Origin of the sequence: Variovorax terrae (genome assembly GCF_022809125.1) — a bacterium.
Taxonomy (GTDB): Bacteria; Pseudomonadota; Gammaproteobacteria; order Burkholderiales; family Burkholderiaceae_C; genus Variovorax_A; species Variovorax_A terrae.
Window position 1 is genome coordinate 2,685,179 of record NZ_JALGBI010000001.1, and the last position, 20,179, is coordinate 2,705,357.

The following is a 20,179-nucleotide window of genomic DNA, read 5'->3' on the forward strand; positions in this document are numbered from 1 at the left end:
CCCGCCTCGCCGCCACCCCAGCCACCGAACGGGGCTGCACAAGGAGTTTGACATGAGAGTCGTCGTGACCGGTGCCGCAGGCTTCATCGGCTCCAACCTCGTGCGCGGCCTGAACGCGCGCGGCATCGACAACATCATCGCGGTCGACGACCTCACCCAGGGCGACAAATTCCGCAACCTGGCCGACCTCGCCATCGCGGACTACCTGGACGCCGATGCGTTCTACGAGCTGTTCGCCGAGGGTGCGTTCGGCAAGGTCGAGGCCGTGTTCCATGAAGGCGCCTGCAGCGACACCATGGAGCCCGACGGCAAGTACATGATGGACAACAACTACACGCTCTCGTGTGGCCTGTTCAACGCCTGCCAGCAGCGCGGCACGCGGCTGCTCTACGCCTCCTCGGCCGCCACCTACGGCGGCTCCGACACCTTCCGCGAGGAACCCGCGTTCGAGCGCCCGCTCAACGTCTACGGCTACTCCAAGCTGCTGTTCGACCAGCGCATGCGGCGCGAATGCGGCGCCGACTTCAAGCGCACCAAGCGCCAGGTGGCCGGCTTTCGCTACTTCAACGTCTACGGCCCGCGCGAGCAGCACAAGGGCCGCATGGCCAGCGTCGCCTTCCACCAGTTCAACCAGTTCCGGGCCGAGGGCAAGGTCAAGCTGTTCGGCGACTACGGCGGCTACGGGCCGGGCCAGCAGATGCGCGACTTCGTCTTCATCGACGACGTGGTGGCGGTCAACCTGTGGTTCTTCGACCATCCCGAGAAATCGGGCATCTTCAACCTGGGCAGCGGGCGCGCCCAGCCCTTCAACGACGTGGCCGAGGCGGTGCTGAACGCGCTCGCCGTCCAGCCGGGCACGTCGCGGCAGAGCATCGCCGAACTGCACGCGCAGGGCCTGGTCGAATACACCCCCTTCCCCGACGCGCTGCGCGGCAAGTACCAGTGCTACACCCAGGCCGACCTCACGGCCCTGCGCGCCGCCGGCTGCGAGCATGCCTTCGCCGACGTGCAGACCGGCGTGGCGCAGTATGTGACGCGCCTGTTACAGGGCTGACGCCGGCCCGCGCGGCCCGCCCCGCGCGCGGCCGGTCAACGGCGGCCGGGCGGCCGCCGTTATAGACGGGCCCGCCCGGCATCCCGCCGGGCTTCATACGCCCTTGAGGAGATTCTCCATGCTGAAGAAGATTCTGGCCATCCTGGTCATGCTGTACGCGAGCCTGTCGTTCGCTGCCGTCGAAGTCAACAAGGCCACCGCCGCCGAACTCGACGCCCTCAAGGGCATCGGCCCCGGCATCTCGAACCGCATCGTCGACGAGCGCAAGAAAGGCGATTTCAAGGACTGGAACGACTTCATCTCGCGCGTCAAGGGCGTCGGTGAAATCACCGCCGGCAAGTTCTCCGCCGAAGGCCTGACGGTCAACGGCACGAGCATGAAGGGCGCCGCCGCTGCCGCACCGGCTGCCAAGAAGGACGACAAGCCCGCCGCCAAGGCCGACGACAAGAAAGCCGATATGGCCAAGCCTGCCGCCGCCGTAGCCTCCGCACCGGCCGCCAAGGACGACAAGAAGGACGCGAAGGCGGAAGCCAAGGCCAAGAAGGATGCCGACAAGAAGGCCAAGGAAGAAGCCGCGGCCAAGAAGGCGGAAGACGCCAAGGCGAAGAAGGAAGCTGACAAGAAAGCCAAGGACGACGCCAAGAAGGCCAAGGCCGCCGATGCCGCCAAGCCCGCCGCCAGCGCGGCCAGCGCCCCCAAGAAGTAAGCCCGCCGGCCGTGGCGCGGGCCTCCGCCCGCCCTCCATGCCCACAACCCGCTTCGGCGGGTTTTTTCATGCCTTTTCAGACGGAGGTCCTTGCCCTGCGGACATAGCTTGCTATCAAAATGAGAGCGACTCGGAAAGGACGGCAGAAGGGCCGCCCGTCGCGGCGAGTTTCCCGAGCGGGTGAAGACGCGCGCCCCGGGAACGGGCCTGGGCGCTTCGGCAGGGGCGCTAACCCACCAGGGCGATCAGGTCGGTCACACCCACATCCACGCCCGCCTGCATCAGCAGCGTGGTGGTCTGGCCGCGATGGTGGGTCTGGTGGTTGAAGAAATGCGTCAGGGCCTGCCAGGCCGGGTGCTCGCGCCGCACGCCCTTGGTGTTGCTGTAGCGCATGGTGCAGAGCGGAAACTCCGGCGCCATCTGCGCCAGCCAGGCCTCGATCGCGGCGTCCATGGCCTCGCGGCGCCCGCGCAGGACCGCGAAGTCTTCGCACACCGGGGTTCCATAGCTGGCGCCGGCCGGCAGCGCCAGCAGCTCGGGCGTGAGCGCGGCAAAGCCCTCGCCTTGCTGCGCGAAGCGCCCGAGCCACATCGCATCGGCCCAGACCAGGTGGTTGAGCGTGCCATGGATCGAGCCGAAGAACGCGCCGCGCTCGCGCCGGCGCTCCTCGTCGCTCAGGCCGGCGCAGGCCGCGTAGAGCCGCTCGTTGAACCAGCGGTTGTAGCGCGCCAGAAAGCGGTAGTTGTCGAGAAACGCCTGCGCCATCGCCTTGACTCCTGAATTGATAGCAACCTATGTCCACGGGACGCGGACATACGGGCATTTTCACTCAGAAATCAGTTCTTCATGGTGCATGCACCGCCCGCAACACATGAAAGCCGGCGCGGCCCAGGCCAGGGCCACCGCGGAACCGGCATTGCCGGACCGCTGGTGCGCCCCCTGGAGCGGGAAGTGCCGCAGGCGCTTCGGGGGTGTTTCATTTCAGGTAGAACCATAGCCCCCGCCGCCCGGCGTGTGGATCTCGAACACGTCGCCCGGCTGCATGTCGGCCTGCCCGATGTGGCCCAGCTCCTCGCTGCGGCCGTCGCTGCGCACCACGCGGTTGACGCCCACCTGCCCCGGCTGGCCGCCGGCCATGCCGAAGGCGCCATGCCTGCGCCCGTTCGACAGGATGCTGGCCGTCATGGCCTCCAGGAACTTCACGCGCCGCACGCCGCCGTCGCCGCCGTGCCAGCGCCCCGCGCCGCCCGAACCCTGGCGGATCTCGTAGCTCTCAAGCTGCACGGGGAAGCGGAACTCCAGCACCTCGGGATCGGTCAGGCGCGAGTTGGTCATGTGGGTCTGCACCACGCTCGTGCCGTGGAAGCCGCCCACCACCCAGCCCGCGGCGTCGATCACGGCGCCCGCGCCGCTGCCGCCCGAGATCGTCTCGTAGTACTGGTGCCGTGCGTTGCCGAAGGTGAAGTTGTTCATGGTGCACTGGCTGGCCGCCATCACCCCCAGCGCGCCGTACAGCGCATTGGTGATGCAACTCGAGGTTTCCACGTTGCCCGCCACCACCGAGGCCGGCGGGTTCGGGTTGAGCATCGAGCCCGCCGGGATGATGACCTTGAGCGGCTTGAGGCAGCCCGCGTTGAGCGGGATGTCGTCGTCCACCAGGGTGCGGAACACGTAGAGCACGGCGGCCATGCACACGGCCGTGGGCGCGTTGAAGTTGTTGGTCTGCTGGGCCGAGGTGCCGGTGAAGTCGATCTCGGCGCTGCGCGCCTTCGCATCGACGCGGATCGCCACCTGGATCTGCGCGCCATTGTCCAGCGGCAGCGTGAAGGCGCCGTCCTTCAGCCGCGTGATGACGCGGCGCACCGACTCCTCGGCGTTGTCCTGCACATGGCCCATGTAGGCCTGCACCACCTCCAGCCCGAAGTGCTCGACCATCTTGCGCAGTTCCTGCACGCCTTTCTCGTTGGCCGCGATCTGGGCTTTGAGGTCGGCCATGTTCTGCTGCGGGTTGCGGCTCGGGTATTTGGCCCCCACGCTTGCCACTTCGTGTGCTGCGCTGCCCCCCGAGGGGGCTGTGCCGTCTTGGGGCGGCCCGGCGACGGCACGACCACTCAGCAGGGCAATCATCTCGGCCTCGCGCAGCACGCCGCGGTCCACCAGCTTGACGTTGTTGATCTGCACGCCCTCCTCCTCGATGCGCGTGGAGAACGGCGGCATCGAGCCCGGCGTGGTGCCGCCGATATCGGCATGGTGGCCGCGGCTGCCCACGTAGAACAGCGGCGTGTCGCTGGCGCCGCTGCCCAGGTAGACCGGCGTGATCACGGTCACGTCGGGCAGGTGCGTGCCGCCGTGGTAGGGGTCGTTGAGCACGTAGACGTCGCCCGGCTGCATGCGGCCGGCGTTCTCGCGGATCACCGTCTTGATGCTCTCGCCCATCGAGCCCAGGTGCACCGGCATGTGCGGCGCATTGGCGATCAGGTTGCCGCCGGCGTCGAACAGCGCGCACGAGAAATCGAGCCGTTCCTTGATGTTGACCGAGTAGGCCGTGTTCTGCAGCTGCAGGCCCATCTGCTCGGCGATGTTCATGAACAGGTTGTTGAACACCTCCAGCAGCACCGGGTCCACCGTGGTGCCCGCGGCGAACTTGACGGCGCGCGGGATGCGGCGGTCCAGCACCAGGTGGTCGAGCGCGGTCAGCGCGGCCTCCCAGCCGGGTTCCACCACCGTGGTGGCGTTCTTCTCGGCGATGATGGCCGGGCCCGGGATCACGTCGCCGGGGCGCAGGTCCTCGCGCACCACCAGCGCCGCCTCGTGCCACTGGCCGCCTGAGTACATGCGCACCGTCTCGCGGCGCGGCACCTCGCGCGGCTCGTGGGTGGCGTGGCGCTGCTCGGCCGGGGCATCGCCCGCCACCACCGCCTCCACCGACACGGCCTCCACCACCAGGCCCTTGCCCTGCATCAGGAAGGCAAAGCGCTGGCGGTAGGCCGCCTCGAAGCCCGCGGTGATGGCCGCGATCAGATCACCCGCCGACGCAGCGACGCCGGCCTGCGGATACGGCACCACCAGCGCCGAATCGCTGCCCTCGTAGCGCACATGCACGCGCGGGTGCACCACGACGGCGCCGGTGCTCACCTGCTGGCGCTCCAGCTCCGCGTGGGCCGCCGCGCCCAGCGCGTCGAGTTTCTCGGCCACCAGCGGCAGCGAGGCCGCGGCCAGCGGCATTTCCACCGCCTGTTCGCGGATCACGTTCTGGTCGGCCAGGCCCATGCCGTAGGCGCTGAGCACGCCGGCCAGCGGGTGCACGAACACCCGCGTCATGCCCAGGGCATCGGCCACCAGGCAGGCGTGCTGGCCGCCGGCCCCGCCGAAGCACTGCAGCGTGTAGCGCGTGACGTCGTAGCCGCGCGCCACCGAAATCTTCTTGATGGCGTTGGCCATCTGCTGCACCGCGATGTTGATGAAGCCCTCGGCCACCACCTCCGCGCTGCGCCCGGTGCGGCCGGCCATCTCGTTGAACAGGGCCTGCGCCGCCTCGTAGCTCAGCGCCTCGTCGGCGCGCGGGCCGAACACCCGGGGAAAGTGGCGCGGCTGGATCTTGCCCACCATCACGTTCGCGTCGGTCACGGCCAGCGGCCCGCCGCGGCGGTAGCAGGCCGGGCCCGGGTTGGCGCCGGCACTCTCCGGGCCGACGCGAAAGCGCGCGCCGTCGAACGCCAGCACCGAGCCGCCGCCGGCCGCCACGGTGTGGATGCTCATCATCGGGGCGCGCATGCGCACGCCGGCCACCTGGGTCTCGAACTCGCGCTCGAACTCGCCCGCATAGTGCGACACGTCGGTCGAGGTGCCGCCCATGTCGAAGCCGATCACCTTCTCCTGCCCCGCCAGCGCCGCGGTGCGCGCCATGCCGACGATGCCGCCAGCCGGGCCGGAGAGGATGGCGTCCTTGCCCTGGAACGCGCGCGCGTCGGTCAGCCCGCCCGACGACTGCATGAAGAACAGCTTGACGCCCGGCATCTCGCCGGCCACCTGCTCCACATAGCGGCGCAGGATGGGCGACAGGTAGGCATCGACCACCGTCGTGTCGCCGCGGCTCACGAACTTCATCATCGGGCTGGTTTCGTGCGAGGTGCTGACCTGCGTGAAGCCGGCTTCCAGCGCCAGCCGCTTCGCGGCCTTCTCGTGCTCGACGTAGCGGTAGCCGTGCATGAAGACAATGGCCACGCTGCGCAGCCCGCGCGCATGGGCCGCCTCCAGCGCCGCCTTCAGCGGCGCCTCCTCGAGCGGCTGCAGCACCTCGCCGTGCGCGCCCAGGCGCTCGCGGGCTTCCACCACCTCGCTGTACAGCAGCTCGGGCAGCACGATGTTGCGGTCGAACAGGCGCGGGCGGTTCTGGTAGGCGATGCGCAGCGCATCGCGAAAGCCGCGCGTGGTCACCAGCAGCGTGGGCTCGCCCTTGCGCTCGAGCAGCGCATTGGTGGCCACCGTGGTGCCCATCTTCACGCACTCCACCAGCGCCGGCGTGACCGGCTCGCCGGCCCGCAGGCCCAGCAGATGGCGGATGCCGGCCACGGCAGCATCGCGGTACTGCTCGGGGTTTTCGCTCAGCAGCTTGTGGGTGGCGAGCGAGCCGTCGGGCCGCTTCGCCACGATGTCGGTGAAGGTGCCGCCGCGGTCGATCCAGAACTGCCAACGACCGCCGCCTGCCTGTGAAATGTTGTCTTGCATGGTATTCAATGAGGTAGTGAATGCTTGTGTTTACCGGGTGCTGTTGCGGGTGTAGTACGGCACGAAGATGTCGTTGGCTTCATTGCCCGTCAATCGTACCCATTCCCGAGAGAAGCGCTCGCCCAGCCGCTTGAACTCGCTGTCGAATTCGGCCGAGGCCTGCTCCACCTTCATGCCGTGGGCCCGCAGCTCGCGCGTGGAGTCCTGCATCACGGCCTCGCTTTTCGTCCAGCCCCGGGCCTCTGCCGCCTGGGCGGCCTCCAGCACGGCCTTCTGCAGCGGCGGCCGCAGTGCGTCGAACGCCTTGCGGTTGACGTACACGACGTTCTTCGGGAACCAGGCGTTGATCTCGTAGTAGTACTTGATCTGCCCCCAGACCTGGTTCTCCACGCCGGTCACCGCCGAGGTGATCATGCTGTCGATCCGGCCTTCGGCCAGCGCCTTGTTGACGTCCACCATCGGCACGTCCACCGCCTGCGCGCCCACCAGTTCGGCGATGCGCTCGGTGGTCGGGTTGTAGGTGCGCATGCGGCTGCCCTTGAAATCGGCCGGGCTGCGGATCGGGCGCGACGCGAACAGGCCCTGCGGCGGCCAGGGCACCGAGTACAGCATCTTGAGGCCGCGCTGCGCGAAGTGCTTCTCGATCAGCGGGCGCTGCAGCCCCCACAGGCGCCGCGCGTCGGCATAGCTGTTGACCACGAAGGGCACCGAGTCCGCGCCGGCGATCGGAATGTCCTTGACCAGGCTGGTCATGATGCTCTCGCCGGCCTGGGCCTTGCCGTCGCGCACGGCCTGCCCGATCTCGCCGAGCTTGAACAGCGTGTTGTTCGGGTGCACCTCGATGCGCAGCTGGCCCGCGGTCGCCTGATCCACCTCCCGGGCGAACTGCACGATGTTCTCGGTGTGGAACGACTCCGCGCGGTAGCCCGTGGCCAGTTTCCAGTCCGTTTGGGCGTGCGCCGACAGCGCCGTGCACAGCACGGCGAACCACCAATGCTTCATGATGAGCTCCTGCGAGTTGAGGAAAAGTCAGTCCGGCGGATGCATGGGCCTCATCCCATGAGATCGGTCACGAACATCTTGCCCGGCGCATGCGTGATGCACAGCGGCAGCCGGCTGCGCTGGGCCACCCACTGGGGCGTGACGCCGCAGGCCCAGAAGACCGGCACTTCGTCGTCCAGGATCTCCACCGCATCGCCGTAGTCGGGCCGCGACAGGTCGGCGATGCCAAGGGCCTGCGGGTTGCCCACATGCAGCGGCGCGCCGTGCGCCAGCGGAAAGCGGCCGGAGATCTCGGCCACCTTCGCCACATCGCGGCTGCGGATCGGGCGCATGCTGACCACCGTCTCGCCGCTGAACGGGCCGGCCGGCACGCAAGGCAGGTTGGTGCGGTACATGGCCACGTTGCGGCCCTGCACCACATGGCGCAGCGCAATGCCGGCCTGCGCCAGCGCGGCCTCGAACGAGAAGCTGCAGCCGATCAGGAAGCTCACGAAGTCCGGCTGCCAGAGGGCGGCCACCTCGGCCCGCTCCTCGGAAAACTCACCGTCGCGGTAGACCCGGTAGCCCGGGATGTCGGTGGCGATGCTGGCGCCGCTCGCGCAGGCCGGCGCGGTGGCGCCGGGCTCCAGCACCTCGATCAGCGGGCAGGCCTTGGGGTTGCGCTGGCAGAACAGCAGGAAGTCGAAGGCCTGCGCCTGCGGCACGATCATCAGGTTGGCCTGCAGGTAGCCCGGGGCGTGCCCGGCCGTGGGCTGCGTGAAGCGGCCCGAGCGGGCGGCCTGGCGCAGCGCCTGCGGCTGCTGGTGGTAGCTTGTGAGGATCATGGTGTGGTCGGTTCCGAATGTCAAAGCCCGAGATAGGCCTTCTTGATCTGGTCGTCATGCAGCAGGTCCTGGCCCGTGCCTTCCATGACGATGCGGCCGGTCTGGATCACGTAGCCGTAGTGGGCGATGCCCAGCGCCTTCTGCAGGTTCTGTTCGACCAGCAGGATGGATACGCCGGCCTGGTTGACCTGCTGGATCACCTCCAGCACCTTGGCCACGAACTTCGGCGCGATGCCCCAGGAGGGCTCGTCCAGCATCAGCAGCTTCGGCCGCGCCATCAGGCCGCGCGCGATCGCCAGCATCTGCTGCTCGCCGCCGCTCATGGTGCCGGCCAGCTGCGACGCGCGCTCCTTGAGGATGGGAAACAGGCCGAACATCTCGTCAATGCCCGCCGCCACCTCGTGCGCATCGCGCCGCGTGAAGGCGCCGAGCTCGAGATTGCGCCGCACGCTCAGGCGCGGGAACAGCCGCCGGCCCTCGGGCACCAGTGACAGGCCCAGCGGCACGCGGTGGTGCGCCGGCTTGGCATGGATCGGCTCGCCGTTGAACAGGATCCGGCCGGCATCCGCGCCGTTGAGCCCCGCGATGGCGCGCAGCGTGGTGGACTTGCCGTTGCCGTTGCCGCCGACCAGCGCCACGATCTGGCCCTGCGGCACCTTGAGGCTCACGTCGGACAGCGCCAGCACGCGGTCGTAGCTGACTTTGAGTTGGCTGACTTCCAGCATCATGCGTCTCCCAGGTAGGCGGCGATCACGTGCGGATCGTTCGAGACTTCGGCGGGCGTGCCCTCGGCGATCTTGCTGCCGCGGTCCAGCACCACGATCTTGTCGGCGATCGGCATGATGCCCTCCAGCACATGCTCCACGATCAGGCAGGCGATGCCGTACTCGCGGATGCGCAGCACCACGTCCACGGCCTCGCGTACCTCGGACGGATTGAGCCCGGCCATGACCTCATCCATCAGCAGGATCTTGGGCTGGATCGCCAGGGCCCGCGCCACCGCCAGGCGGCGCTGCTCGCTGATCGTCATGCTGGCCGCGGGCTTGTCGGCAAAGCGGTCCAGGTTCACGAAGGCCAGCCAGTCCATCGCCCGCTCCCGGGCCCGGCCCACATGGCGCTGCGACAGCATGGCCGCCGTCATCACGTTCTCGCAGGCCGTCATGCTGCCGAAGGTGCGCGCGATCTGGAAGGTGCGCCCCACGCCAGCCCGGGCGCAGGCCTCGGGCGGCAGGCCCGCGATGGAGCGGCCGCCCAGCGTGATGGTGCCGGCCGAGGGCGCGAAGAAGCCGGCCACGCAGTTGAACAGCGTGGTCTTGCCCGCGCCGTTGGGGCCGATCAGCCCCACGATCTGGCCGGTGCCGACGCTGAACGACACGTTCTCGTTGGCCGTCAGCCCGCCGAAGCGCTTGCTGACCTGGTTGACTTGCAGCAGGCTCATGACGCTTCTCCGGCAGGTGCCTGGGCCACGGCCGGGCGCTGCGCCGCGGCGTCGGACGCCGGCTGGCGCGCCTCGCGCCGGCGCCGGGTCCAGTTGTTGAACCAGCCCATGACGCCGCTCGGGTAGAACACCGCGATCACGATGATGAGGCCGGCATAGATGATGGTGTCGGTGCCGCGCCCGGTGCCGCCGAACAGGATGCGCGTGAACTCCTCGATGCTGGTCAGCACCACCGAGCCCACCACCGGCCCGAACAGCGTGCCCACACCGCCGAGGATGGAGACCAGCGCCATCTTGATCGACAGCGCCGTGGACAGCACCGAGCCCGGGTCGATGTACAGCTCCTTCTGCGCATAGAGGCTGCCGCCCAGGGCCGTGAAGAAGGCGCTGACCGACAGCGCCACCTGCTTGTAGCGCGCAATGTTGACGCCGATGCTGCGCGCGGCATCCGGCTCGTCCTTGATGGCGCGGAAGTAGTAGCCCAGGAAGCTGCGCTCGATCCAGGCATTGGCCGCGAGCGTGAGGGCCAGCAGCGCCAGGGCGATCCAGTAGTAGGGCTGCTTGGTGGGGAAGTTCACCCACAGCCAGCCCTGCCGGTCCATCGGCACGTACAGGCCGACGGCCGCGCCCGCGTAGTCCCATTCGGTGAAGAAGATCTGCACCAGCTCGGCCACGGCGATGGTGGCCATCGCGAAGTAATGGCCCTTGAGCCGGAAGCACGACCAGCCGAAGGCCAGACTCAGCAGCGCGGCGACCAAGCCGCCGGCCAGCATGCCGATCCAGGGGTTGACGCCGAACTTGAGCAGCAGCAGCGTAGAGGCGTAAGCACCCAGGCCATAGAACGCGGCGTGGCCGAGCGACACCTGGCCTGCGTAGCCCCCGACGATGTTCCAGGCCACGCCGGTCTGGGCCGCCAGCAGCACCAGGATCACCAGGTTGAGGTGCGAGGCATCCGTCACCATCGGCACCACCAGGGCGGCGGCCAGCGCGAGCACGGAGAAATAGAGGTTCTTGTGGTTCATGAAAGCGTCCTGCGGTTCAGGCCTTGCCCATCAGGCCCTGCGGGCGGAACATCAGCACGCCGAGGAACAGCACCAGCACGATGGCCGTCTTGTACTGCGGCCCGAGCAGCAACCCGCCCATGACCTCGATCACGCCAACCAGGATGCCGGCCCAGAACGCGCCCGTCACGCTGCCGAAGCCGCCCAGGTTCACCACCACGAAGGCCAGCAGGATGAAGTTGGCGCCGACGTCGGGAAAGATCGGGAAGAAGGTGGACAGCAGCACCCCGGCCGCGCCGGCGCAGGCCGCGCCGATGCCCCAGGCCAGCGAGAACATGCGGTTCGAGTCGATGCCCATGAGGCGCGCCGCCTCCTTGTCCGAGGCCGTGGCCTCCAGCGCCGCGCCGAGCCGGGTGCGGTTCAGGAAGAAGTAGATGATGGCCGTGACGACGATGGCGCCCAGGCCCGCCACCAGCTGCGGCTTGCCGAGCTGCAGGCCCGCGAGCTTGACGCTGCCGCTGACGGCCGAATTCTCGATCGAGCGGAAGTCGGGCTTCCAGAGGAACTGGGCCACGCCGCGCAGCAGGATCATGAGGCCGAAGGTCGTGAAGATCTGCGACAGCATGGGCGCATTGATGATGCGCACGATCACCAGCCGGTACAGCAGCACGCCGAAGGCGAACAGCATCAGCACCGTGAGCGGCAGGGTCAGCATCGGGTCCAGCGCATACAGCGCGAACAGCCAGAAGGTCGAGTACATGCCGAGCATCAGGAACTCGCCGTGCGCGAAGTTCACGATGTCCATGACGCCGAAAATCATGGTCAGGCCGATGGCCACCAGCGCGTAGATCAGCCCGATCAGCACACCCGAGGCGAGTGTCTGAAGCAGAATTTCCGTGGTCATGGTCGTTCTCTGGACGTGAGGCGCGCGGCGCTTACTTGCGCAGGTCCCATTTGGGCATCGGCCAGATCACGTCGCGCGAGGCCATGTTGAAGGGCCAGACGGTGTTGTACTTGCCGTCCACGATCTGCACCAGGATGCCCGAGCCCAGCGTGTTCTGGCCCGATGCGTCGAACTTCACGCCCTTCCACGGCATGATGAGCTGGCTGCCCGGGATGTCGGTGGCCGCCAGCGCCTTGCGGATCGCCTCGGGCTCGGTCGAGCCGGCGCGGTTGATCGCGTCGGCCATCACCATCAGGCCGGTGAAGGTGCGCGAGGAATTGCCGGTGAAGTTGATCTTGTAGCGGCTGTTGAACAGGTCGTTGACCTGCTTGATCAGCGGGTTGCGCGAGGCCAGGTCGAGCGCCCACACCTCGCGGGTGATGACGTACTCGGCGTCCTTGCCCAGCGTGCGGATGAAGTCGGTGTCGGTGAAGCCGGCGTTGTTGGCCAGGATCATGTCGGGGCTGAAGCCGAGCTCCTTGTAGGTCTTCATCGACAGGATGGCGTCGGGCGTGTAGGACGACTGCAGCACCAGGCTGGGGTTGGCCGCCTTGAGCGTCTGCACCTCGGAGGTGAGCTGCGTGGTCTTGGCCGGGTAGATGACCTGCTTGACCAGGCTGTACTTGAACTCGGGCGCCAGCTTGGCCTGCAGCTTGGTGGTCTCGGTGCCCCACAGGCCGTTCTCGTTGAAGGTGGCGATGGTGCCGGGCTTGATGCCCTTCTTCGCTTCCAGTTCCTTGAGGAACTCGAACGCGTTGTGCACGAACAGGTCGTCATGCGGCGTGGTGCGGAAGAACCACTTGAAGTTGCGCTGCGTCAGCGAGGCCGAGGACGACTCGGGGTTCAGGAACGGGATGCCGGCGCGCTCGGCGATCTGGCTGGCGGTGGCGGTCACGGCGCTGTTGTACGCGCCGACCAGGGCCACCACCTTCTCCTGCGTGATCAGGCGCTCGGCCTCGGTGGCGCCCACCTGCGGATTGGCCTGGTGGTCGGCGAACACCAGCTTGATCCTGGCGCCCTTGAGGTTGGGCAGCCCCTTGCCGGCCGAGAACGGCAGCTCCGGGATGTCCTTGGCGCCGTTGTTGATGATGTCGGCCGCCAGCTCCAGCGCATTGCGCAGCTCGGCGCCCACGGCGGCCCCGGGGCCGGTCAGGGGATAGATCACCCCGACCTTGATTTCCTGCTGCGCCTGCGCCGAAGCACCCAGGCCCAGGCCTATCAAGATGGCGGCCAGTCCGGCCTTCGAAAACAGTTTCATACCAGGTCTCCTCACAAAAAAAGGCGTCACCGCGATGACATGTGAGGAATTGTGTTTGCTCCGCCCACGCGAATCAAACAGAAAATATTTCACTCAGCTCATCGATTTTTTCGATGCTCCGAGGGAGACCCCTGGTTTACCCTGAAGCCGGCGCACGCCGCGCCTGCGCGCCGCCAGCGGCTCCTGCTGGCCGATGAAACTGAACACCTCCTTGACCACGGTCTCCACGGCGGACGAGGTCGGGTCGCTACGGAAACTGGCGAACACCGGCAGCGGCGGCAGCGTGGCGCCGCACTGCAGCAGCTTGAGCTCGCGGTGCTGCAGCAGGCGCTGCGCGGCGGCCCGCGGCAGGGTGGCAACGCCGAAGCCGCCTTCCACGAGCTGCGTCATCGCCGAGATCGAGGAGATCGTGTGCACGCGCCGGGGTTCGAGCTGCTCCTGGCGAAACATGTCCAGCAGCGCGACATGTGGCTGCGAGCCGCGCTGGAAGGTCAGCAGGTCGAGCTCGCCCAGGTCGGCCAGGCTGTACAGCCGCCGCCGGTGCAACCGCGCATTGCCGACGAACACCATCTCCATCGGCGGCAGCGCACGGCTGCGCAGCCCGTCGGCCGACGCCGGCAGCGCGGCGAACACCAGGTCGAGCGTGCCGCGGCGCGCCTGGTCGATCAGCACCGGCGTGGTTTCGACGTTGAGCTCGAGCTCCAGTTCCGGGTAGTCGTTGCGCAGTTTTTCCACCATCGGAATCAGCCAGGAATGCAGCACCGACTCGATCGAGCCGATGCGCAGCGACATCGGCTGCGGCCCGCCGGCTCCGATCTCGGCCTTGACCTCGCGCTGCAGCTCCAGCAGCCGCTGCGCGTAGGTGAAGAAGCGCAGGCCCGCCACCGTGAGGCGGAACTGCTTGTCGCGCCGGTCCAGCAGCAGCACGCCCAGCTCCTCCTCGAGCGCGGCGATGCGGCTGGACATGGCGGACTGCGTGAGAAAGAGCTTTTCCGCCGCGCGTGTGACGCTCTTGAGCGACACCACCCAGTAGAACGCCTCGACGAAGCGCAGGTTCATGGCGCGGCTCCAAATGGCTTGAACAGGGCGGCCGAGTCCAGCAGCGACAGGGGATGCAGCCCGGTGGCCTGCTCGATCGCCGGTGCATAGGGCGGCATATTGGTGCATTCCAGCACCACGGTGCGCAACGCGGGGGCGCGCGCCTTGAGCGCCTGGGCGGCGGCCACGACCTCGGCCTGGGCCCGCGCAAGGTCCATCTCGGCCCGGTTGCCCAGGATCGACAAGGCAAATTCGCCCTTCGGGTCGACGCCTTGCACCACCACGTCCTTCAGCCGGTCGCGCGGCACGCCGGCGCTGCGCAGGTGCGCCGGCTCCAGCCGGCTCGCACTGATGGTCAGCACGCCCACCCGGGGCTCCCGGGCCAGCAGGCCGGGCAGCAGCAGCAGGCTGGAGGTCACCACGGGCACCTTGACCACCGACTGGAGCTCGCGCTGCAGCAGCACCAGGAAGCCGCAACTGGTGGTGATGGCCGCCGCGCCGTCGCGCTCGAGCTGCTGCACCACGCGGGCAAACGCCACCTGCAGCCTGTTGGCGCGCAGGCCCGCGGCGGTCTGCACCACCTTCTCGGGCCAGGCGCCCTCGATCACGACGCGCCGGCTCGGCACCCGGAACGTTTCCGGGTTGCCGATGTCGCCCAGGGGCCGGGGGAAGCGGGTGTCCAGCATGACGATGCCGAGGAAGCCGGGGAAGGGAAACACCGAGGGTGCTGGCCCGCTAATTGCATTTATCCTCGATTTCTCACTCATTTTTCTATTGTCCTGGAGAGCACATGAAACTCAAACATGGATTGACGGTTGCCGTCCTGGCGCTCGGTAGCACGGCTTTCGCCCAGACCAAATGGGACCTTCCGGCCGCCTACCCCGCCACCAACTTCCACACCGAGAACCTGGCTCAGTTCGCCAGCGACGTGGACAAGGCCACCGGCGGCAAGCTCAAGATCACGGTGCACGCCAATGCCTCGCTGTTCAAGGCCAACGAGATCAAGCGCGCGGTGCAGAGCGGCCAGGCCCAGATCGGCGAAGTACTGCTGGTCAACTTCGAGAACGAGAGCCCGCTCTACGGCGTCGACGGCATCCCCTTTCTCGCCACCAGCTACGCCGAGTCGAAGAAGCTCGCCGCCGCCCAGAAGCCCGCGCTCGACAAGCTGCTGGGCGCCCAGGGCATGAAGCTGCTGTTCACGGTGGCCTGGCCGCCGCAGGGCATCTATGTGAACAAGGAGCTCACGGCCGTGGCCGACATGCGCGGCCTCAAGTGGCGCGCCTACAGCCCGGCCACCGCCAAGATCGCCGAGCTGGTGGACGCCCAGCCGGTCACCATCCAGGCCGCCGAGCTGTCGCAGGCGCTGGCCACCGGCGTGGTCAACAGCTACATGAGCTCGGGCTCCACCGGCTACGACTCCAAGACCTATGAAAGCATCAAGTACTGGTACGACACCCAGGCCTGGCTGCCCAAGAACGCCGTGCTGGTGAACCAGAAGTCCTTCGAGGCGCTCGACAAGCCCACGCAGGACGCCCTGCTCAAGGCCGCGGCCGAGGCCGAGACACGCGGCTGGAAGCTCAGCGAAGAGAAGAACGAGTGGTACAAGAAGGCGCTGGCCGACAAGGGCATGAAGATCATGGTGCCCCCGCCCAAGCTGGTGGCCGACCTGAAGCAGGTCGGCAGCGTGATGCTGGCCGACTGGCAGAAGAAGGCCGGCGCCGACGGCGCGGCGGTGATCAACGCCTTCAGGAAGTAAGGAAGCCCCATGCGCCGGTTCCTGGACCGTCTCTACCTGGCTTCGGGCGCCGTCGGCGCCCTTTTTGTTGCGCTGATCTGCGTGCTGATGATCGCGCAGAGCGTGCTGCGCGAGTTCGGCGTGCGCACCGGCGCGGTCAACGACCTGGTGGCCTGGAGCTGCGCCGCCGCCTCGTTCTTCGCGATGGCGCATGCCTTCAAGCATGGCGACTTCGTGCGCGTCACGCTGCTGCTGGAGGCGGTGCCCGCGCGCTGGCGCCGCACGCTCGAGATCGCCTGCCTGGCCATCGGCACCGTCTGCGTGGGCTACCTGGCCTGGTGGGCCAACAAGTTCACCTACGAGAGCTACATGTTCCACGAAATGGCCCAGGGCCTGCTGCCGATCCCGATCTGGATTCCGCAGGCCAGCTTCGCGCTCGGCTCGCTGCTGCTGCTGGTGGCCGTGGCCGACGAACTCATCATCGTGCTGCGCGGCGGCAAGCCGAGCTATGTCGTCGCCGTCGAGGAACGGCACGCCAAGGGCGACTTCTCCTCTGACGTATGAGATGGGCCCACCTCCGAAGCGCCTGCGGCGCCTCCCCCTCCAGGGGGTGCCACCAGCGGCCCGGCAAAGCCGGCTCCGCGGTGGCCCTGGAACGGGCCTCGCCTGGGTGCGGGGCTGGCTGCAATGCGTTCGGCTAGGCGACTGACCCCTTTCCCCCAACAACTCAACATATAACAACATGGATATCCTGCTTGTCGGCGGCCTGCTGCTGCTGATCATGATGGTGCTGCTCTCGGGCGGCGTCTGGATCGCGATGACGCTGGCGATCTGCGGCTGGGTCGGCCAGGCCTTCTTCACCACCACCTCGCCGGGCAACAACCTGTTCTCGGCGTTCTGGGAAAGCAACGCGAGCTGGGAGCTGGCGGCGCTGCCGCTGTTCATCTGGATGGGTGAGATCCTGTTCCGCACCAAGCTCAGCGAGGAGATGTTCGAGGGCCTGCGCCCCTGGCTCAACCGCGTGCCGGGCCGGCTCATGCACACCACCATCCTGGGCTGCGGCATCTTCGGCTCGGTCTCGGGCTCGTCGGCGGCCACCTGCGCCACCATCAGCAAGGTGGCGCTACCCGAGCTGCTCAAGCGCGGCTACAGCGAGAAGATCGCGCTCGGCTCGCTGGCCACGGCCGGCACGCTGGGCATCCTGATCCCGCCCTCGATCACCATGGTGGTGTATGCGGTGGCGGCCGACGCCTCCATCATCCGCATCTTCCTCGCGGGCTTCCTGCCGGGCTTCCTGCTGATGGCGCTCTTCAGCGGCTACATCATCTGGTGGAGCCTGCGCCACCCCGAGCAGGTGCCCGCGGCCGATCCGCCGAGCAGCTTCGTGCAGAAGGTGCGCCAGTCGGGCAACCTGATCCCCTGCGCGGCGCTGATCGTCTTCATCGTCTGGGTGCTGGTGGCCGGCTACGCCACCGCCACCGAGTGCGCGGCCTACGGCGTGGTCGGCTCGCTCGGCCTGGCGCTGTGGAGCCGCACGCTGACCTGGAAGAACTTCTGCGAGGGCCTGATGGGCACCACGCGCACCAGTTGCATGATCATGTTCATCCTGGCCGGCGCGGCCTTCCTGACCAAGACCATGGCCTTCACCGGCATCCCGCGCGAGCTGGCCGAATGGGTGGACCACATGCACCTGTCGCCGTTCGCGCTGATCACGGTGCTGACCCTGGTCTACCTGGTGCTCGGCACGGCGCTGGACGGCATCTCGATGATCGTGCTGACCAGCGCGGTGGTGTTGCCCATGATCCAGAAGGCCGGCTTCGACCTGGTGTGGTTCGGCATCTTCATCGTGCTGCTGGTCGAGATCGCCGAGGTCACGCCGCCGGTGGGCTTCAACCTGTTCGTGCTGCAGAACATGACGGGCAAGGACAGCAACACCATCGCGCGCGCCGCGATTCCGTTCTTCGCCTGCCTGGTGGTGTGCATCGTGCTGATCACGGTCTTTCCGCAGATCGTGACCATCCTGCCCGATCTGGTGATGGGCAAGGACAAATAGCCGCCAGGATCACGCCATGCTTGCCGTTCTCGCCATCTGCATCGGTGCCAGCGTGGGCGCCCTCGCCCGCTGGGGGCTCGGCCTGTGGCTCAGCCCCGGCGGCGTCCTGCCCTGGGGCACGCTCGCGGCCAACCTGATCGGGGGCTACCTCGTCGGCGTGTCGGTGGCCGTGTTCCAGGCCCTGCCCCAGCTCGACCCGGCCTGGCGGCTGGCCATCATCACGGGCTTTCTCGGTGGCCTGACCACCTTCTCGAGCTTCTCGGCCGAGGTCGTGGCCATGCTGCAGCAGCAGCGCTACGGCCTGGCGCTGGGCACAGCCCTGCTGCATGTCGGCGGCTCGCTGCTGCTGACCATCGTGGGCATGCGGTCCACGATGCTGGTGATCCACTGACCAGACGGGCCGGGTTTCGGATCGGCATAGGGCGGCCGCCGCCGCACGGCAGCGGCCTGCGCTTGCTAGCATCGGGGGCCGCCTTCCTCCGGATTCGCCCGCCATGTTCAAGTTTTTCGAAACCCGCGTCGCCGACGTCACCGCACCGCCTGGCGTCGCCGACAGCGGACCGCCCCGGGATCTGCTGGCCTTCTACTGGCACTTCATCCGCCAGACCCGGGGCCTGTACCTCGCGATGCTGGCCACCGGCCTGTGCGTGGCGCTGATCGACACCCTGATCCCGGTGTTCATCGGCAAGCTGGTGGGCCTGATGACCGCGGCCGATCCGGCGCAGGCACTGCAGGCCCAGGCCCACGTGCTGGCGGGCATCGCGCTGGTCCTGCTGCTGGGGCGGCCGCTGGTGATCCTGCTGGACAGCCTGGTGCGCAACAACGCCGTCATCCCCGGCGTGACGACGCTGATCCGCTGGCAGAGCCACTGGCACGTGGTGCGCCAGGGGGCGCCGTTCTTCCAGAACGACTTCGCCGGGCGCATCGCCAACCGCGTGATGAACACCGCCAACTCGCTGCGCGAGAGCGTGGTGGCGGCGGTGCGCGCCGTCTGGTACATCATGGTGTACGGCCTCGGCGCGATGTCGCTGATGTTGGCCTTCGACTGGCGGCTGGCCCTGCCCACCCTGGCCTGGATCCTCGGCTACCTGCTATTCCTGCGCCATTTCGTGCCGCGCATGCGCGACCTGTCGCGCGTCAGCAGCGAGGCCCGCTCGCTGGTCATGGGCCGCGTGGTGGACAGCTACACCAACATCCTGACGGTCAAGCTGTTCTCGCGCGCGCAGGCCGAGGATGCCTACGTGCGCGAAGCCATCGACGACCACCGCGGCAAGATCGCCGCCCACATGCGCATGACCACGGGCTTCATGTTCACGCTCACGCTGCTCAATGCACTGCTGCTGGTGTCGACCGCCGGCATCGGCCTGTGGCTGTGGGCCAGCCACCTGATCAGCCCCGCGGTGGTGGCCACGGCGCTGCCGCTGGTCTGGCAGATCGCCAACATGGCCGGCTGGGTCAGTTGGGAAGTCTCGGGCATCTTCGAGAACGTCGGCGTGGTGCAGGAGGGCATCGAATCCATCGCCGTGCCGCACAGCCTGGTGGACGCGCCGCAGGCCGGCGCGCTGCGCGTGCCGCATGGCGACATCCGCTTCGAGAACGTGCGCTTCAGCTACGGCCGCCAGGCCGGCAGCGGGCGGCCGGTGATCGACGGCCTGAACCTGCACATCCGCGCAGGCGAGCGCGTCGGGCTGGTGGGCCGCTCGGGCGCGGGCAAGTCCACGCTGATGAACCTGCTGCTGCGGTTTCATGACGTCGAGGGCGGGCACATCCGCATCGACGGCCAGGACCTGCGCGAGGTGACGCAGGAGAGCCTGCGCGCGGCCATCGGCACGGTGACGCAGGACACCTCGCTGTTGCACCGCTCCATCGCCGCCAACATCCGCTATGGCCGCCCCGAGGCCACGCTGGCCCAGGTGCAGGCCGCGGCCGCGCGCGCCCATGCGCACGAGTTCATCGAGGAGCTGAACGACTGGAAAGGCCGCACCGGCTACGAGGCCCATGCGGGCGAACGCGGGGTGAAGCTCTCGGGCGGCCAGCGCCAGCGGGTGGCACTGGCGCGCGTCGTGCTCAAGGACGCGCCCATCCTGATCCTGGACGAGGCCACCTCGGCGCTGGACAGCGAGGTCGAGGCCGCGATCCAGGAGCAGCTGACGTCGCTGATGCAGGGCAAGACCGTGATCGCCATCGCCCATCGCCTGAGCACCATTGCGCGCATGGAGCGCCTGGTGGTCATGGACGCGGGGCGCATCGTCGAGCAGGGAACGCACCAGGAACTGCTGCAGCTTGGCGGCCACTACGCGAAGCTGTGGCGCCGCCAGTCCGGCGGCTTCCTGGCCACCGACCTCGGCGAGGACGAGGCGCCCGAAGCCGTCGCGGCCTGAGCCCGCGCGGCACGTCTC

18 protein-coding genes are annotated in these 20,179 nt (G+C 68.1%); 7 read left to right on the forward strand and 11 right to left on the reverse strand.

The genetic code is table 11. From position 1 onward, the window contains the following. Window positions 1-52 precede the first annotated feature (52 nt). Window positions 53-1,054 (forward strand): ADP-glyceromanno-heptose 6-epimerase, encoded by a 1,002-nt coding sequence (gene rfaD, locus MMF98_RS12645; RefSeq protein ID WP_243306625.1) that lies wholly within the window; start codon window positions 53-55, stop codon window positions 1,052-1,054. A 118-nt stretch (window positions 1,055-1,172) separates the two neighbouring features. Continuing rightward, complete coding sequence (locus tag MMF98_RS12650; protein ID WP_243306626.1) at window positions 1,173-1,760, forward strand: ComEA family DNA-binding protein; 588 nt, start codon at window positions 1,173-1,175, stop codon at window positions 1,758-1,760. A gap of 228 nt (window positions 1,761-1,988) precedes the next feature. Here MMF98_RS12650 and MMF98_RS12655 read toward each other — a convergent pair whose 3' ends face one another. From MMF98_RS12655 to MMF98_RS12705, 11 genes are all read right to left on the reverse strand, one after another. Next, window positions 1,989-2,525: a DinB family protein gene (locus tag MMF98_RS12655; protein ID WP_243306627.1), complete on the reverse strand. Its 537-nt coding sequence runs from the start codon at window positions 2,523-2,525 to the stop codon at window positions 1,989-1,991. A 216-nt stretch (window positions 2,526-2,741) separates the two neighbouring features. Beyond that, on the reverse strand, window positions 2,742-6,488 hold the full coding sequence (locus MMF98_RS12660; RefSeq protein ID WP_243306628.1) for a hydantoinase B/oxoprolinase family protein: 3,747 nt from the start codon (window positions 6,486-6,488) through the stop codon (window positions 2,742-2,744). 30 nt (window positions 6,489-6,518) lie between these two features. Next, window positions 6,519-7,490 carry a TRAP transporter substrate-binding protein gene (locus MMF98_RS12665; protein WP_243306629.1) on the reverse strand — a complete coding sequence of 324 codons (972 nt, stop codon included), beginning with the start codon at window positions 7,488-7,490 and terminating at the stop codon, window positions 6,519-6,521. Window positions 7,491-7,540: 50 nt separating this feature from the next. Beyond that, the gene (locus tag MMF98_RS12670; protein ID WP_243306630.1) at window positions 7,541-8,314 is read right to left on the reverse strand and encodes a putative hydro-lyase; all 774 of its coding nucleotides are present in this window, start codon (window positions 8,312-8,314) and stop codon (window positions 7,541-7,543) included. A gap of 20 nt (window positions 8,315-8,334) precedes the next feature. Then, window positions 8,335-9,039 carry an ABC transporter ATP-binding protein gene (locus MMF98_RS12675; protein ID WP_243307392.1) on the reverse strand — a complete coding sequence of 235 codons (705 nt, stop codon included), beginning with the start codon at window positions 9,037-9,039 and terminating at the stop codon, window positions 8,335-8,337. Next, window positions 9,039-9,752: an ABC transporter ATP-binding protein gene (locus MMF98_RS12680; protein WP_243306631.1), complete on the reverse strand. Its 714-nt coding sequence runs from the start codon at window positions 9,750-9,752 to the stop codon at window positions 9,039-9,041. Before MMF98_RS12680 ends, MMF98_RS12675 begins: the two co-directional genes overlap by 1 nt. Then, a complete protein-coding gene (locus MMF98_RS12685; protein WP_243306632.1) occupies window positions 9,749-10,774 on the reverse strand; it encodes a branched-chain amino acid ABC transporter permease in 1,026 nt (341 codons plus the stop codon). Before MMF98_RS12685 ends, MMF98_RS12680 begins: the two co-directional genes overlap by 4 nt. Window positions 10,775-10,790: 16 nt before the next feature. Further along, complete coding sequence (locus MMF98_RS12690) at window positions 10,791-11,657, reverse strand: branched-chain amino acid ABC transporter permease (protein WP_243306633.1); 867 nt, start codon at window positions 11,655-11,657, stop codon at window positions 10,791-10,793. A gap of 31 nt (window positions 11,658-11,688) precedes the next feature. After that, the gene (locus MMF98_RS12695; RefSeq protein ID WP_243306634.1) at window positions 11,689-12,954 is read right to left on the reverse strand and encodes an ABC transporter substrate-binding protein; all 1,266 of its coding nucleotides are present in this window, start codon (window positions 12,952-12,954) and stop codon (window positions 11,689-11,691) included. Between the two features lie 93 nt (window positions 12,955-13,047). Further along, on the reverse strand, window positions 13,048-14,013 hold the full coding sequence (locus MMF98_RS12700; RefSeq protein ID WP_243306635.1) for a LysR family transcriptional regulator: 966 nt from the start codon (window positions 14,011-14,013) through the stop codon (window positions 13,048-13,050). Next, on the reverse strand, window positions 14,010-14,711 hold the full coding sequence (locus tag MMF98_RS12705) for an aspartate/glutamate racemase family protein (protein ID WP_243306636.1): 702 nt from the start codon (window positions 14,709-14,711) through the stop codon (window positions 14,010-14,012). Before MMF98_RS12705 ends, MMF98_RS12700 begins: the two co-directional genes overlap by 4 nt. Before the next feature lie 71 nt (window positions 14,712-14,782). Between MMF98_RS12705 and MMF98_RS12710 the strand changes: the two genes are divergently transcribed. The 5 genes from MMF98_RS12710 (at window position 14,783) to MMF98_RS12730 (ending at window position 20,161) form a co-directional block, all read left to right on the forward strand. Beyond that, window positions 14,783-15,748 carry a TRAP transporter substrate-binding protein gene (locus MMF98_RS12710; RefSeq protein WP_243306637.1) on the forward strand — a complete coding sequence of 322 codons (966 nt, stop codon included), beginning with the start codon at window positions 14,783-14,785 and terminating at the stop codon, window positions 15,746-15,748. Between the two features lie 9 nt (window positions 15,749-15,757). Beyond that, on the forward strand, window positions 15,758-16,291 hold the full coding sequence (locus MMF98_RS12715; RefSeq protein WP_243306638.1) for a TRAP transporter small permease: 534 nt from the start codon (window positions 15,758-15,760) through the stop codon (window positions 16,289-16,291). A gap of 178 nt (window positions 16,292-16,469) precedes the next feature. Then, entirely contained in the window at window positions 16,470-17,780 is a 1,311-nt protein-coding gene (locus MMF98_RS12720) for a TRAP transporter large permease (RefSeq protein WP_243306639.1), read from the forward strand. Window positions 17,781-17,796: 16 nt separating this feature from the next. After that, window positions 17,797-18,171: a fluoride efflux transporter CrcB gene (crcB, locus tag MMF98_RS12725; RefSeq protein ID WP_243306640.1), complete on the forward strand. Its 375-nt coding sequence runs from the start codon at window positions 17,797-17,799 to the stop codon at window positions 18,169-18,171. Between the two features lie 103 nt (window positions 18,172-18,274). Further along, complete coding sequence (locus MMF98_RS12730) at window positions 18,275-20,161, forward strand: ABC transporter ATP-binding protein (protein WP_243306641.1); 1,887 nt, start codon at window positions 18,275-18,277, stop codon at window positions 20,159-20,161. Window positions 20,162-20,179 lie beyond the last annotated feature (18 nt).